The organism is Ensifer sp. ENS11 (genome assembly GCF_014851895.1).
GTDB lineage: Bacteria > Pseudomonadota > Alphaproteobacteria > Rhizobiales > Rhizobiaceae > Ensifer > Ensifer canadensis.
This window is the reverse complement of the sequence record NZ_JACVAN010000004.1, coordinates 52161-65491: the sequence shown is the minus strand read 5'-3', so window position 1 is coordinate 65491 and position 13331 is coordinate 52161. Positions and strand designations below refer to the sequence as shown.

Sequence of the window (13331 nt, the reverse complement as noted above, 5' to 3'; positions counted from 1 at the left end):
CCGAGATCAACGCATGACGATCGGGTCGCTTTCGGCCGGTTTGTCAGGCAACCGCTGTTGCAAGCCGCGCCTCTCCCGACTGGATCCTCAGTTCCGCGAATGCGTCGCGAACATGATCTGCGACAGCCAGCACCGGCGCCGGCGCATCGTCGATCACCTGCAAGCCGATGTCGTAATGGCCGAGATCCGGTAGGCCGTCACGCTCGCCGAGCTGCACCATCTCACCCTGGACGAGGTAGCGCGGCAGCGGGGCAATCGCGAGGCCCGCGAGCACGGCGGCACGCTGGCCCGTGGTATAGGCGCTGAGAAAGGCAATGCGGAACCGGCGGCCGGCGCGCGACAGCTTTTCCACCGCATCGGCCCGCCAGACGCAACCGTCCTCCCACATCGACACCGGCAGCGGATCCTTAAGATGCGCATTGCCGCATTTGACGCCGGCCCAGACCAGCTTCTCCTGCATCAGGATCTCGCCGTTCTTCGGCGCGACGTCGGTCAGGCTGTTGAAGATCGCGATGTCGAGACGGTGCTCGTCGACGCGCTTGCGCATGGCGCCGCTCATGCCGATCGAGACGTCGACCGTGACGTTCGGATAGGATTCGGCAAAGCGCTTCAACACTTCCGGCAGAATGCGCTCGCCGACATCCTCGGGCGCGCCGACACGCACGACGCCGTTCATGTCGGGCAGCAGGAAGCGAGACACCGTCTCGTTGTTGAGCGCCAGCAGGCGGCGGGCAAAGCCCAAGAGCATCTCGCCCTTGGGCGTCAGCGACACCGAACGCGCATCGCGCAGGAACAGCGTGCAGCCGAGCTGCTCTTCCAGCTTCTTGATCTGCATCGAGACCGCCGACGGCGTGCGATAGACCGTTTCGGCCGCGGTGGTGAAGTTGCCCGTTTCGGCGATGGCGACGAAGGTTTTCAACACATCCATTTCCAGGAGCGGAAGCGCATGGCGCAGCATCATGTTCATGGCGGCATCCTTGTTCAATAAAACTGACAGAATGGTTCACTTCATTTCGTTTGATTGAACATCAGCAAAGACCGATAGTCAAGTTGCAAGGACGCCAAAGGAAGGAAACCAGTCATGTCCGCGACAACAATGGCCTTCTCTGCCCCGCAGGACATCCGGCACGTGAGCAAGGTGAAGCCCAAGATGAACCGCACTCCGGATCATGCCGTGCAAATGGCAAAGGCCCTGCCTGTGAGACAGGTCAATGCCGACGGCGATCTCGTCCTGTCGTTCCTCTCCCGCGTGCAAACGCTGATCGACGGCATTGCACGAAAACGACAGGCAAAACGCATCGCCCGGAATCGGGTGGAAGCCCACCGCGAATTGGCGAAACTACCCAAGCGGGTCCGCAACGACCTCATCTTCGCCGAGACGCTGATTGATCACCATGTTTGATGGAAAACATCAAACATATTCGTTTGAATGATGATTAGGGTTGCGACATATATAGATCGTGGTCGCGACCTCTGAGGCACTCAGAAGGAGCCATGAAATGTCTACTATCCATCTATCACAGACCTCGGAGCGGGCACCCTCCCTCTCGTCCATCCCGGGTCTCTTCAATCTGCGTGCACGCGCCTGGGCTGCCTGGAAGCGCTATGCCAACGAGCGCGCACTTGAAAACCTGTCCTACGACACGATGAAGGACATCGGCTTCCCATCCGTCGACGACGCGGTGCACAAGACCGAACAATGAATGACCGCCTGACCTGTTCTCGGGGACCCAAGACCCCGAGCGCGAACCGCTGAAGGGCATCGTCGAGAAGGCGATGCCCTTCTTCTTTTGTGGTTTCGCCAGATGCCGTCGGGCGTCGAAACGCCCCAAACCGGCCCTTGCGCGAACTTGTCCGATACCGACACCTGGCCCTTTCACCGCCGGCGCGTCGCAATCGGCAAACACAACCCAAAGGCGTTCTTTCTGAAAATTGCGCATCTCTGGCGTTTCTTGTCAGATTACGTCAACGACGCCGGTAAATCTGTCGCATTCCTTACAAAAGCCGCAAAGCCGGCTCGACAGCGGCTTTCCCGCCCCATGTCGCAATGCGAAATGTCTTTGCGGTCGCTGCTTTCCATGTCAATGTCGCAAACAGACAAGCCGGATGGTATCTTCCAAGCGACGAATATACGGCATCGCCAAGCACGGGAAGCCTCATGAACAAGCCCTTGACCAAAAAGCGTTCTCTCGTCTTCTTCCTGGTACCGAACTTTTCCATGCTGCCGTTTTCGGCCGCCATCGAAACGCTCCGCATCGCCAACCGCATGCTCGGCTACGAGGCCTATACATGGCGCCTCACATCGACCGACGGCGAAAAGGTTCTCTCCTCAAGCGGCATCGCGCTTGAGGTCAACTCGTCTCTCGCCGACGAACGCAAGTTCCTGGGCGGGGAAAACCGTCCGTCGATGGTGCTGGTCTGTTCCGGCATCTATGTCGAGGATTTCAACAACAAGTCGGTCAATGCCTGGCTGCGCGAAGTCTACAACCGCGGCGTCGCCGTCGGCAGCCTCTGTACGGGCGCCCATGTGCTGGCCTCGGCCGGCCTGTTGACGGGCAAGCGCTGCGCCATCCACTGGGAAAACCTGCCCGGCTTCTCCGAGAACTTCCCGCAGGTCGACGTCTATGCCGACCTCTATGAGATCGACAGCAACATCTACACCTGCGCCGGCGGCACCGCCTCGCTCGACATGATGCTGAACCTGATCGACCAGGATTTTGGCGAGAACCTCGTCAACCGCGTCTGCGAACAGGCGCTGACCGACCGCGTGCGCGGCCCTCACGACCGCCAGCGGCTGCCGCTGCGCGCCCGTCTCGGCGTCCAGAACGCCAAGGTGCTGTCGATCATCGAGCTGATGGAAGGCAATCTTGCCGAACCGCTGTCGCTCCTGGAGATCGCCGAGGGCGCCGACCTGTCGCGCCGGCAGATCGAGCGACTATTCCGCCAGGAGATGGGGCGGTCCCCTGCCCGCTACTATCTGGAGATCCGGCTCGACCGCGCTCGACACCTCCTCATCCAGTCGTCGATGCCGGTCGTCGAAGTCGCCGTCGCCTGCGGCTTCGTCTCGGCGTCGCACTTCTCCAAGTGTTATCGCGAACTCTACAACCGCTCGCCGCAGCAGGAGCGCGCCGACCGCAAGCTGACGCTGCAGATGGCGCGATAGGAACTGGTGCGAACACACAAAAAGTGCGGGTCATCCGCCCTTTTTGTTGGCAACAGGCCGTCCCTTCTTAACCTATCCGGCGATGTGAGCCCGCCAGCCGCCAAAACTTCCCTCATTCCTGTGCCTGTCACAGGAATCCAGCCAGCCCAAGTCCTTGGGCTGAAATGCCCCCTAACCCGACAGACGTCGGGTCGCTGGATCCCTGCCACAGGGGCGAGGATGAGGAGAACGGGGTGCAAACCTCGTTGAAGACGGTATCGGTCCGAATTTCAGATGGAACCGTCCGCCCAATTTGCGGTTGCGCTTGCCGCCGCAGCGATACCACAGACCACCTGGCCCGCTTTGTCGCCCCTCATTTCCCGCCATTCTGGAACCCGCTCCACCCACGTTCGCGCTTGCGTCGATCCGCATTTTTCGCTTGAACGGAAAAGGAGAACGCGTGGCCGCGCCGCAGCCGGAACGTGCTGGCACGCCTCCGCCGCTTGAACATCAGGAGCATTTCACCCCATGGCACCCGTGATCATCGATCCGAGCAAGGTCCACGAGTTCGAAGACAAAGAGCGTTTCTATGTCTGGCTCGGCGCCAACCATGCCGGCGAAACCGAGGTCTGGATCAAGATCCACAAGGTAAGCTCCGGCCTCAAATCGATCACGCCGAAGGAGGCGATCGACGTGATCCTGTGCTGGGGCTGGATCGATGGCGTGCGCAAGAGCCACGACGACCAGAGTTACATGCAGCGCTACACCCCGCGCGGCAAGAAAAGCATCTGGAGCCAGATCAACGTCGACAATGTGGCCCGGCTGATCGCCGAAGGCCGGATGACCCCGTATGGGCTGAAAGAGGTCGACAAGGCCAAGGCCGACGGCCGCTGGGATCGCGCCTATGGCAGCGGCAAGGAAATGAAGATCCCCGACGACCTGCAGGCAGCGATCGACGCCGAGCCGCAGGCGCGAGAAATGCTGGCAAAACTCAGCGCGCAGAACCGCTTCGCGCTTGCCTTCCGCACGCACAATATGAAGACCGAGGCCGGCCGCCGGAAAAAGATCGAGACCTTCGTCGAGATGCTGAAGCGCGGCGAGACGATCTACCCGCAGGCGCGGAAATAGCGCAGGCCACACCGTCAACCCTTGTCCATGAGCGCACCTGTTCAGCCGGATCTGGCTCAGGTCCGGGCGTGGAAGGCGCGCTCCAGTTCGGCGATATCGAGCTTGATCATGCCCAGCATGGCCTCGGTCACACGCCGGGCGCGCTCGCGGTCGGTATGGGCAACCATGTCGCCGAGCGCTCTCGGCACGATCTGCCAGCAAAGACCCCAGCGGTCCCGCAGCCAACCGCATTGCTCGGCCTGCCCGCCGTTTTCAAGCAGCGCATTCCACAGGCGATCGATCTCCTCCTGACTGTCGCATTGGATCATGATCGAGAAGGAATGGTTGAACGGGTCCAGCGGTCCGGCTTCGAGCGCGGTGAAGTTCTGGTTTCCCAGGGTGAACTCGATCACCTTGACGCTGCCCGCCGGCCCGCTCGGCGAATCCGCCGGCATCACCGTCGTGCGGACGATCGCCGAATTGGGCACGAGCGAGACGTAGAGTTCGACGGCCCTGAGGGCGTCCTTTTCGAACCAGAGATTTGAGACAACTTTGGTCATATGCGGCTCCTCTTCGCAGGCCCGGATCATGTCCGGCTGCTTGGAAGACGTTTCGCCGATGCCGAAACCGACAATGCTTCGCGATTCATTGCAATCATCGCGGCTAGCGGCACTAGCTCGCCACCATGCAGGAACAGGTCCTTGGCCGGACAGCGTCGCGGATTGCGGCTCGCTACGACGCCAGTGCGTCGAGCAGTGCGAGCTCCGAAATCACCCGGTTTCGCCCGGCGTGCTTGGCCATGTAGAGAAACTGGTCGGCCGCATGCAGGTAGTTCTCGAAGGACTCCGGCGCCTCGATGGTCGCAAGACCGATCGACACTGTAATCGACAGTTCCTCGTCATCCGCAACGATGCGCGATCTCGCAAGCTCGATGCGCAGCTTCTCGCAGAACGTGAAGGCGCGCTGGACGTCGAAGCCGTTGAACAGGATGCCGAACTCCTCGCCGCCGAGGCGGGCAAGCAGGTGTTCGTCGCCGACCAGCGTCGTCAACCGCTTGGCCACATGCTTCAACACGACGTCGCCGATCTCGTGGCCATAGGTGTCGTTGAGGCGTTTGAAGTGGTCGATGTCGAGAATGGCGATGGCCGTGGTCTCGCCGCGGCGCAGGCACTGCTCGACGAGGCGCGGGCCGGTCAGGAAGAAATGGCGGCGATTGTAGATATCGGTGAGATAGTCGCTCGCTGCCTGTCGCTGCAGCGTCTGCAACCGTTTCTGGATGCCGGCGGCATAGGCGATGCGACCGTTGAACTCTGCCTCAAGGAATGGCTTCTGGATGAAGTCCGTCCCGCCGGCCTCAAGGAACCGCGCTCCGATCCGGCGGTCGCCGCTGTCGGAAAGCGCGATCACCGGCAGCGCCTCATCGCCCTGGCGCCGGCGCACCTCGGCAAGCAGCGCTGCCCCAGTCATGTCGGACAAATCAAGATCGGTGACGACGATATCGATCGCCTCGCCGGAATCGAGCACCAGCAGCGCATCGGCGGCGCAAGCGACCTCGCACACCGAAATCCGCTGCCGGCGCAGGATGCCCGCAAGCTCGACCCGCGACGGCGTGTCGGAATCGGCAAGCAGCACCGTCGTCTTGCCATTGGTCAAGGCCCGGTCCACGGCGCCGATCAGGAGATTGATCGATTCCGGCTGGTTCTTGATGACACAATCGAGCGCGCCGCGACCGAGGATCTGGTCGCGCGTGTTGTCGTTGAAGGCCGCGGTGAAGACGACGGCCGGAACGTTGTTGGCGAGGATGAAGTCGAGCGCCTCACAATTGGGCGCGTCGGGAAGATTGAGGTCGAGCACGGCGAGCGAGAAGCTATCCGGCGCTGCGGTCATTTCCTGGCGCAGCGCCTCCAGCGAGGCGCAATGGGTGACACGAATACCATGCACCGTTTCCAGGCCGTATTTCAGCGCGGTGGCAAACATGCGGGAATCTTCGATCAGCAACATGCGCTTGTCGCTGTGCTTCTGCACAGAATTGATCCGACCTGGCGTGCGGCGCAATCTCACGTCCCTGCAAATCCCGATTTCGAGCCGCAGGCGTGCTGTCCCAAAAAGGGCGACGCTGGCTCCCAATATACAATTATACCCGGCACGGATCGCGCCAGACATTTTGTCTTGGCATGACCAGGCGTTACCGGGCTCCCCACTTTTGTTGCGGCCGATTGAAGACGGTCCGGATTGCAATTTCGTTAATGCGGCAACCGTAAGAGGGCTTTTCTCGCGACCCCGGCAATTTTAGGGGTCGCAAGCGCAGGAAAGCGGCAGATGCGCCGGCGTGTGTAGCCGACGGATGAGCGCCACCGCCTCGAAACGGAGGTGGCGGGCGGGATCAAGGCGCCGACAAACGGCGCATCCGGCAGCCAGGTTCGCGGAGTTCGCAGGCGCGTTAAAGCGCGTCGCGATCTTTCAGATTCGCTTGCCGCGCTTCAAGTTCTTGTTTTTACGCATGTCGTTATCGCAAAACCGCAGCACACTTTTGCGCGACATGCTTTAGGCCGGAACTTTCACCTTTTCGCTCAAGGTCTTGATCTTGATCAGCGTGTCGAGGTTCTGGTTGACGCGGCAATAGAACTCTTCGTTGACGAAGGGGCGCACGACGAAATCGTTGCCGCCGGCCTTGAGGAAGCGTGCCGACAAGAGCCGGTTGGTCGAGGACGAGACGCCGATGATGCGCAACTGGTGCGGCCCATAGGTGCCGCGAATGCGCCGCGTCAGCTCGAAGCCGTCGATGTCGGGCATGTTGTAGTCGGTGATGACGAGGCCGATATCCGGATGGTTCTTGAGGATTTCGAGCGCCGTCGCACCGTTTTCTGCCGTGCTGGTGCGGAAATTGTAGCGTTTCAGCTGCGTCGTCAGCAGCGCGCGCGCCGTCGGGCTGTCGTCGACGATGAGCACATGGTGCTTGTGGTTGGTGAGAAACCGGCAAACCGATTCCGCCAGCATGTCGACGGCAAAGACGCTGTCCTTGATGACATAGTCGACGATCTCCTTGGCCAGGATCTTCTCGCGCGTACTTTCCTGGAAGGAGCCGGTGAAGACCACGGTCGGCACGCTCATCTCGATGAGATAATTCAGCGCCTCGCCATTCTCGGCACCGGGCAGGTTGATGTTGGAAATGGCCAGCGACGCCGGGAATGTCGCATTTTCGACGGCAAACTGCAGATCGTCATAATCGCGGCAGACGATGACGTCGATGTCGAACAGCTCTTTCAGCCGCTTCGAGACCATCGACGAAAACAGATTGGAGTCCTCGGCAAGCACGATGCGGTGCTCAGCAAGAGATTCACCGGAATAGTACATTCCGGAAACGCCGAAAAATGACATTGATCGCCTATAAGAAAGAGTGTCCCCGAAGCCATGCTAGAGGAGAAAGACTTTCCCGGCTGTTAATGAGGTAGCCGTGAAATGCTGCTTGGCGCGCTTGCATTCAGGTCTGCGCATACGACCCAATAGCCCTGCGGGGCCGTCAAGCCTTCGGCGTCGCTCCGCGCCGCTCGAGCGCAGTCTTGCGGATGATGTCCGCGATCTCCGGGTTGCTGCTGGACAGCATCTGGAAATCCTCCGAATACAGCGACAACAGCGAGACCTCGGTCGCCGCGCTGACGGTCGCCGAGCGGGGCTCGCCCGTAATCAGCGCCATCTCGCCGAAGAAGCTGCCAGCGTCTAGCTCCACCGGGTTCGGTGTCGCGATACTGACGCGTCCCTCGACGATGAAGAACATCTGGTCGCCGGCCTCGCCCTTGCGGCATATGACAGCGCCCGCCGGCACGACGCGAGGCCTCAGCGCCCGCACGATCTCGACGAGCGCCGACGAGCCAAGCCTCTGAAACAGTGGCACGGTCGCCACCAACTGCCAATTGCGCACGAAGTCCCGGCGACGGACCTCTTCGTAGAAGCCGGTGGCGAGGATGCCGGCCCAGAGCGCAAAGATGCCGATGCCGCACATCATGACCAGCCCGGCAAGGACGCGGCCGGCGAAGCTTTGCGGAATCTCGTCTCCATAGCCGGTGGTCGACAGCGTCACCACCGCCCACCACATCGCCTGGGGGATGCTGCCGAACGTGTTAGGCTGGACGTCGCGCTCGATGAGATAGGCCGTGAGCGCCGCACCAAAAAGAACGATGCCGAAGATCGAGGTGATGCCGATCAGGTTACGTGCCTGTTTGGTCAGGACGCTGCCCATAAGCCGGAAGAAGGGCGATCCGCGCAGAGGCTTCAGCAGCCAGATGGCACAGTAGAGGGTCTGATCGCGCGTGCCGACAAACAGCACCGCGGCGAAAGGAACCAAGACAGCAAGCACATCGATAGCAATCGCCGGCAGCCTGTCCCAAAAGTCTCTCTCGCGCGCGGCGATCAGCGTCACGATCAGTTGCAGGACATAGATGGCCCAGATGAGAGCAAGCAGGACCTCCAAATTGAGCCTGGTTCGTCCGGTCATGTCCGGCGTCGTGAGTGCAGCGACCGCCACGAGCCCAACCACGGCGAGCAGCCCGCCGAGCGGCGCAGAAATCTTCGAGAACGGCCGTGCCGACATTCAACGCTCCCGCGGCCTACCACCCTCTTAGCATAAGATGCTTCAGGCCAAGCGCAATGGGGCCAACGAGACGACCCTGGAGCAGAGTTGACCTTGGCAAAAGCGTCGACGCGGCGCCGGCTCCCATCGGCTGGTCGAAGAGCCGGCTCAGTTTCTCAGCCCGCCAAGACAAGGCGCTGACCGCGCGCCCATTTCAGTATAAGATACCACCATGAGCGAAACCCAGGCCCTCTTCGACGTCCTGCGCCAGTCGGCGGCACCCGCCTTCGCCGATGCCATCGAGCGGCACGTGCGCGACGCGCCGGACCGCAAGCTCGGCCGCATCAATGCGCTCGCCTTTGCCGCCGAGCACGGGCTGGACGAAGAAAAGACGATCGCCGGTTTCCTGCACGCCTCGCGGCTTGGTCTGTTCGAACTGTCCTGGAATGTGCTCTGCCCCGGCTGCGGCGGGGTGCTCGACGCCAACACCTCGCTGAAAACCGTGCAGAGCGAGGCCTATACCTGCGCGCTTTGCGCAGCCGGCTACGAGCCGACGCTGGACGAGATGATCGAGGTGACGTTTACCGTCAGCCCGCGCGTCCGCCATATCGAGGCCCACAATCCGCACGAGCTTCCAGCCGCCGAATATTTCCGCCAGGTCTACTGGGGCTCCGGTGTCGACCTGCCTGAAGACGATTACGAGGCGAAGGCCGAGGAGTTCATTCTCGAGACTCTCGAACTGCCGCCCGGCGAAAAGGCCGTCATCGCGCTGCAGCTTCCGGCCGAGTTCATCATCATCTTCGAGCCGGTGACACACGCAGCGCAGTTCATCGACGTGTCGGGAGAACCGACGAAGGAAAGGCGCAACCTATCCCTGGTGTTCGATCGCACCCATCGGCATAACGAGACCATCAGCATGCAGCCGGGTCCGCTGCGGATCCAGGTGGAGAACCATGCGGAGGTGCGCACGCTGCCCACGGTCTGCGTCGCCGGCGAAGCGCTGCATGCGCTGCTCGGGCGCCGTCGTCCTTTCCTGACGGCCAAGCGGCTGCTGTCCAACCAGACATTCCGCGACATCTACCGCACCGATACGATCGACGTAGACCAGCGCCTGAAGATCACCAGCATGACATTCCTGTTCACGGACCTTCGCGGCTCGACCGAGCTTTACGAGCGTGTCGGTGATCTCGCCGCCTTCGATCTGGTCAAGACCCATTTCACCGTGCTCAACGAGATCGTTGCCGCCGAAGCCGGCGCCGTGGTCAAGACGATCGGCGACGCCGTCATGGCAACCTTCCCGACGCCCGATCGGGCGATCGCCGCGGCCATGCGGATGCGCGACGCCATGCGCGAGCTCAATCACGAGCGCAGCAGCGAGGACCTGCTGTTGAAGATCGGCATCCATGAAGGCCCCTGCATCGCCGTCAGCCTCAACGAGAGGCAGGACTATTTCGGCCAGACGGTCAACATCGCCTCGCGCGTGCAGCACCTCGCCACCGCCCAGGAGATCTTCGCCACCAGCACGGTGCTGCGCAATCCGGCCGCCGCCGACCTGCTCAGCGAGCGCGGCCTCAACCCGATGACACACAACGTCACGCTGCGCGGCATCACCAACGAGATCAGCATCTTCGCCATACCTTGATCGTGATGTCGGCAAGCGCGTTCAGCGCGCGCTCAGGATCCCAACAACTCCAGGAAATCGAAAAACATCGAGGGCGAGTAGGCGAACAAAACGCCGCTGCCGTAACCGATCAGCCCGTACAGGCTCGCCCCGACCCAGCCGTGGCTTTGCCACCCATAGACAATACCTACAGATGTCGCCGCGCTGATGATGGCAAGGACCCAAACACCGTGAATGAAGGACTGGAACGTCCTAGCCATTCTTGCCTCTTCCAAAGCGCCGCCTATTACTTGGCGCAAACGAACGTCGCGGCCACGAGACGGATTTGCGGGCGCCGATTTTCGTCTCTGCATTGTAGGTAGGTACGCCTGCACGCTTTGACCAGAGGTTCGGCGCGTGAGCGTTGCATCGCTGAAGCCGGCCTGACAATTCGTTGAGCCGGCACCGATTTGAAAAGAGACTTCGGCAACTGATGCAAGACGTTACGGCGTCCTTGTCGCGTCAGCGTAGGCACGCGACGCCGCGACGAGGCGACAAGGCGCTCTGCTATTCCTCACGATGCGCGGGACATAGAGAGAGCGTGGATTATTTGCTTCTGGCGCTGCGGTCGGCGGCCTCCGCCCGCTTCGGCCGGCGGATGGCTCTGACCTTGCCGCTTGCGCCTCCGCCGCAGAAGAAACGGTCGCCGCCATCGGCCTCAAGCCCCGACACGCCCATGCCGGCCGGCATGTCGAGCCGCTCCAGCACCTCGCCCGTTTGCGGATCGATGCGCCTGACATCGCTGTCGTCGCCTTCCCAGGTGCCGTGCCACAGGTCGCCATCGACCCAGGTGACGCCGGTAACGACACGGTTTGACTCGATCGTGCGCAGGATGGCCCCCGTCTCGGGATCGATCTGATGGATTTTTCGCCCCCGATGCTGGCCCACCCACAGCGTACCTTCCGCCCATGCAAGGCCGGAGTCGCCACCGTTGCCCGGCGCCGGGATCGTCGAAAGTACGCGGCCGGTCTTCGGATCGATCTTCTGGATGCAATCCTCGGCGATCTGGAACAGGTGCTCCCCGTCGAAGGCCGTGCCCGCATGGGCGGCGACATCGATGGAACGCACCGTCTCACCGCTCTCGGGGTCGAGCGCATTCAATTTGTCGCCGGTGGCAAACCAGACGTGATGGCCGTCGAACGTCACGCCATGCACCTGCTCGGCACCGGGAAAGGGACCATATTCGCGGAGAATTTCGGCTGAGGCTTTTTTCATGGTTTCATCCTAATCGCTCGGCAGCGGCCCGGGGAGTAACAACACTGTCGGGAAACCCGGCACCGGCGGCGTCATCCATCGGCGTGCACGTCCCCGCCCGATCGGCTGCACCTTGCCAGCCGCGCAAAGCGCGTCAAGCGCCCGCTGCACCGTGCGCGGGCTCGCCCCAAGCGCAATCGCCAGCGCCGAACTCGCCCACGCCTCGCCATCAGCGAGCAAGGCAAGCACCGCGCCGTGCTGTCCCTCGACGGGCGGCGCCAGCACGGCGACCTCGCGAGCGTGCCGCGGCACCAGCACAAAGCCGCGCGCTGTCGCGCTTACCTCGGCCACATCCCGTAGCTCAGCGCGAAGCCGTCCGATTTCGACGCGCAGTCGCGCCCGGTGCGATTCGTCTGCGTGCCTCGCCCGGAAGGCGCGGGCGAGAAGCGCGCTCCTCGAAGCATCCCCCGGCCAGGCTTCAGCCAGCGTCCTGGCAAGCGCAAAGAGAACCGGGCGCGTCGAGAGTGATGCTAACCTATCACCTGCCCGCACGACATGCCGGCATGCATCGATGACCAGCGCGCCGGATGCCAGCAGCGCCGCGACCTCTTCGAGCAGCAACGCCCTCTCCTCGCCACGGGCGATCAGGCGCGCAGCCGGCTTGGAGAGCGCTAAAAAGGCGCCGTCGACTTCGGCGGTCAATGCCGGGATACCGGCTTCACGCGCCGCCTCGCGCGCCAGCGCCAGCTGAGCGCGCGCCGTCTTCGTCTGCAGGCGCCTGACGGCGATGCCGGCGACAATGAGAGCGTTGGCGGCGCGTGATGCGGGCGGCAGCGGCATCGGGTCGAAGCCGTCAAGCGCCTGCTCGGCTTCATCGAGGCGGCCGATCAGGACGAGACGTCGGACCTGGAGATTGCGCGCATGGGCGGCGTTGACGCGGTCGCCATGGGCCTCGAGCACAGCCCGCGCCGTCTCAAGCGCCTTCTCCGGCCAGCCAAGGTCGCGTGAAACCAGCGCAATCTCGGCGTCAGCCACGACACATCGCGCCCGTGCCACCGCTTCCCTTGGGCCGAATGCACGCGCGGCACTTTTCAGCAGGGCTTTTGCGCGTGGGAAGTCGCCGAGCTGCGCCATCGCGATCCCGCGCAGCGCCAGCGCCGGCGCGTCGTCGCGCAGTGCGACGCGTTTCAGCGCGCCGAGCGGATCGCCCGCCGCCAGCGCCCGCGCCGCAGCCGTGATCAGCGAGTCCATCGCAATCCCGTCAAACTTGTAACTCCCGCACTCTCAGCTTCGGACGCTAACTGTATTCGCAGACCCGCAACGACCTGCGCAACCGCCGAACAAATGGATAGCCGAAAATGTCGACGCACAGAACCGGAACGATTGAAGGGTCGCGAAGGGCGATAGCTCGTGGCGCGGCCGATCGGCTCCCTCTCCTCGCCAGTCCGACCTTTGCGTTCATGGCGCTTTTGACCGGCGTTCTGAGCATCGGCGAGCCGGACATGCTCTGCACGACCTCAGCCGCGTCCCCGCTGACGGGAATGGTGGCGATGTACGGGCTGATGAGCGCCTTCCATTCCGGGCCGTGGCTGCGGCTGCTCTCCGGACGGCGAAACTCTACCCATCGGCCGTGAGCCCCGATCGTTGCCACCAGACAAACA

At 62.5% G+C, this 13331-nt stretch carries 14 protein-coding genes; 6 read left to right on the top strand and 8 right to left on the bottom strand.

Going from position 1 to position 13331, the window contains the following annotated elements:
* Nucleotides 1-43: 43 nt before the first annotated feature.
* The gene (locus IB264_RS09570; RefSeq protein ID WP_025427416.1) at nt 44-967 is read right to left on the bottom strand and encodes a LysR family transcriptional regulator; all 924 of its coding nucleotides are present in this window, start codon (nt 965-967) and stop codon (nt 44-46) included.
* A gap of 162 nt (nt 968-1129) precedes the next feature.
* Here IB264_RS09570 and IB264_RS09565 point away from each other — a divergent pair, with 162 nt between their 5' ends.
* From IB264_RS09565 to IB264_RS09550, 4 genes are all read left to right on the top strand, one after another.
* Nucleotides 1130-1402, top strand: a complete 273-nt coding sequence (locus tag IB264_RS09565; protein ID WP_244445409.1) for a hypothetical protein — start codon at nt 1130-1132, stop codon at nt 1400-1402.
* 97 nt (nt 1403-1499) lie between these two features.
* Nucleotides 1500-1703, top strand: coding sequence for a hypothetical protein (locus IB264_RS09560; protein WP_025427418.1), 204 nt, complete (start codon nt 1500-1502; stop codon nt 1701-1703).
* A gap of 455 nt (nt 1704-2158) precedes the next feature.
* Nucleotides 2159-3163, top strand: coding sequence for a GlxA family transcriptional regulator (locus IB264_RS09555; RefSeq protein WP_057210910.1), 1005 nt, complete (start codon nt 2159-2161; stop codon nt 3161-3163).
* A 507-nt stretch (nt 3164-3670) separates the two neighbouring features.
* Nucleotides 3671-4270, top strand: coding sequence for a YdeI family protein (locus IB264_RS09550; protein ID WP_025427422.1), 600 nt, complete (start codon nt 3671-3673; stop codon nt 4268-4270).
* A 56-nt stretch (nt 4271-4326) separates the two neighbouring features.
* On the opposite strand, the gene IB264_RS09545 is transcribed toward IB264_RS09550, so the two are convergent.
* The 4 genes from IB264_RS09545 to IB264_RS09530 all read right to left on the bottom strand — a co-directional run bounded on the left by IB264_RS09545 (nt 4327) and on the right by IB264_RS09530 (nt 8837).
* Nucleotides 4327-4809: a VOC family protein gene (locus tag IB264_RS09545; protein WP_025427423.1), complete on the bottom strand. Its 483-nt coding sequence runs from the start codon at nt 4807-4809 to the stop codon at nt 4327-4329.
* 172 nt (nt 4810-4981) lie between these two features.
* A complete protein-coding gene (locus IB264_RS09540; RefSeq protein WP_244445410.1) occupies nt 4982-6274 on the bottom strand; it encodes a diguanylate cyclase in 1293 nt (430 codons plus the stop codon).
* A 519-nt stretch (nt 6275-6793) separates the two neighbouring features.
* On the bottom strand, nt 6794-7627 hold the full coding sequence (locus IB264_RS09535) for a response regulator (protein ID WP_025427426.1): 834 nt from the start codon (nt 7625-7627) through the stop codon (nt 6794-6796).
* 142 nt (nt 7628-7769) lie between these two features.
* A complete protein-coding gene (locus tag IB264_RS09530) occupies nt 7770-8837 on the bottom strand; it encodes a cyclic nucleotide-gated ion channel (protein ID WP_025427427.1) in 1068 nt (355 codons plus the stop codon).
* A gap of 211 nt (nt 8838-9048) precedes the next feature.
* Here IB264_RS09530 and IB264_RS09525 point away from each other — a divergent pair, with 211 nt between their 5' ends.
* A complete protein-coding gene (locus IB264_RS09525; protein WP_025427428.1) occupies nt 9049-10458 on the top strand; it encodes an adenylate/guanylate cyclase domain-containing protein in 1410 nt (469 codons plus the stop codon).
* Between the two features lie 32 nt (nt 10459-10490).
* On the opposite strand, the gene IB264_RS09520 is transcribed toward IB264_RS09525, so the two are convergent.
* From IB264_RS09520 to IB264_RS09510, 3 genes are all read right to left on the bottom strand, one after another.
* Complete coding sequence (locus IB264_RS09520) at nt 10491-10697, bottom strand: hypothetical protein (RefSeq protein ID WP_025427429.1); 207 nt, start codon at nt 10695-10697, stop codon at nt 10491-10493.
* Nucleotides 10698-11022: 325 nt separating this feature from the next.
* On the bottom strand, nt 11023-11691 hold the full coding sequence (locus tag IB264_RS09515; RefSeq protein ID WP_025427430.1) for a DUF5074 domain-containing protein: 669 nt from the start codon (nt 11689-11691) through the stop codon (nt 11023-11025).
* 9 nt (nt 11692-11700) lie between these two features.
* Nucleotides 11701-12921, bottom strand: a complete 1221-nt coding sequence (locus IB264_RS09510) for a hypothetical protein (RefSeq protein WP_025427431.1) — start codon at nt 12919-12921, stop codon at nt 11701-11703.
* Nucleotides 12922-13028: 107 nt separating this feature from the next.
* On the opposite strand from IB264_RS09510, the gene IB264_RS09505 reads away from it, so the two are divergent.
* Nucleotides 13029-13304: a hypothetical protein gene (locus IB264_RS09505; RefSeq protein WP_025427432.1), complete on the top strand. Its 276-nt coding sequence runs from the start codon at nt 13029-13031 to the stop codon at nt 13302-13304.
* Nucleotides 13305-13331 lie beyond the last annotated feature (27 nt).

Excerpts from the sequence above, each read along its gene's own strand:
- IB264_RS09570 (WP_025427416.1), bottom strand. The coding sequence starts at position 967 with ATGAACATGATGCTGCGCCATGCGCTTCCGCTCCTGGAAATGGATGTG.
- IB264_RS09560 (WP_025427418.1), top strand. The coding sequence starts at position 1,500 with ATGTCTACTATCCATCTATCACAGACCTCGGAGCGGGCACCCTCCCTC.
- IB264_RS09555 (WP_057210910.1), top strand. The coding sequence starts at position 2,159 with ATGAACAAGCCCTTGACCAAAAAGCGTTCTCTCGTCTTCTTCCTGGTA.
- IB264_RS09550 (WP_025427422.1), top strand. The coding sequence starts at position 3,671 with ATGGCACCCGTGATCATCGATCCGAGCAAGGTCCACGAGTTCGAAGAC.
- IB264_RS09545 (WP_025427423.1), bottom strand. The coding sequence starts at position 4,809 with ATGACCAAAGTTGTCTCAAATCTCTGGTTCGAAAAGGACGCCCTCAGG.
- IB264_RS09535 (WP_025427426.1), bottom strand. The coding sequence starts at position 7,627 with ATGTCATTTTTCGGCGTTTCCGGAATGTACTATTCCGGTGAATCTCTT.
- IB264_RS09530 (WP_025427427.1), bottom strand. The coding sequence starts at position 8,837 with ATGTCGGCACGGCCGTTCTCGAAGATTTCTGCGCCGCTCGGCGGGCTG.
- IB264_RS09525 (WP_025427428.1), top strand. The coding sequence starts at position 9,049 with ATGAGCGAAACCCAGGCCCTCTTCGACGTCCTGCGCCAGTCGGCGGCA.
- IB264_RS09520 (WP_025427429.1), bottom strand. The coding sequence starts at position 10,697 with ATGGCTAGGACGTTCCAGTCCTTCATTCACGGTGTTTGGGTCCTTGCC.
- IB264_RS09515 (WP_025427430.1), bottom strand. The coding sequence starts at position 11,691 with ATGAAAAAAGCCTCAGCCGAAATTCTCCGCGAATATGGTCCCTTTCCC.
- IB264_RS09510 (WP_025427431.1), bottom strand. The coding sequence starts at position 12,921 with ATGGACTCGCTGATCACGGCTGCGGCGCGGGCGCTGGCGGCGGGCGAT.
- IB264_RS09505 (WP_025427432.1), top strand. The coding sequence starts at position 13,029 with ATGTCGACGCACAGAACCGGAACGATTGAAGGGTCGCGAAGGGCGATA.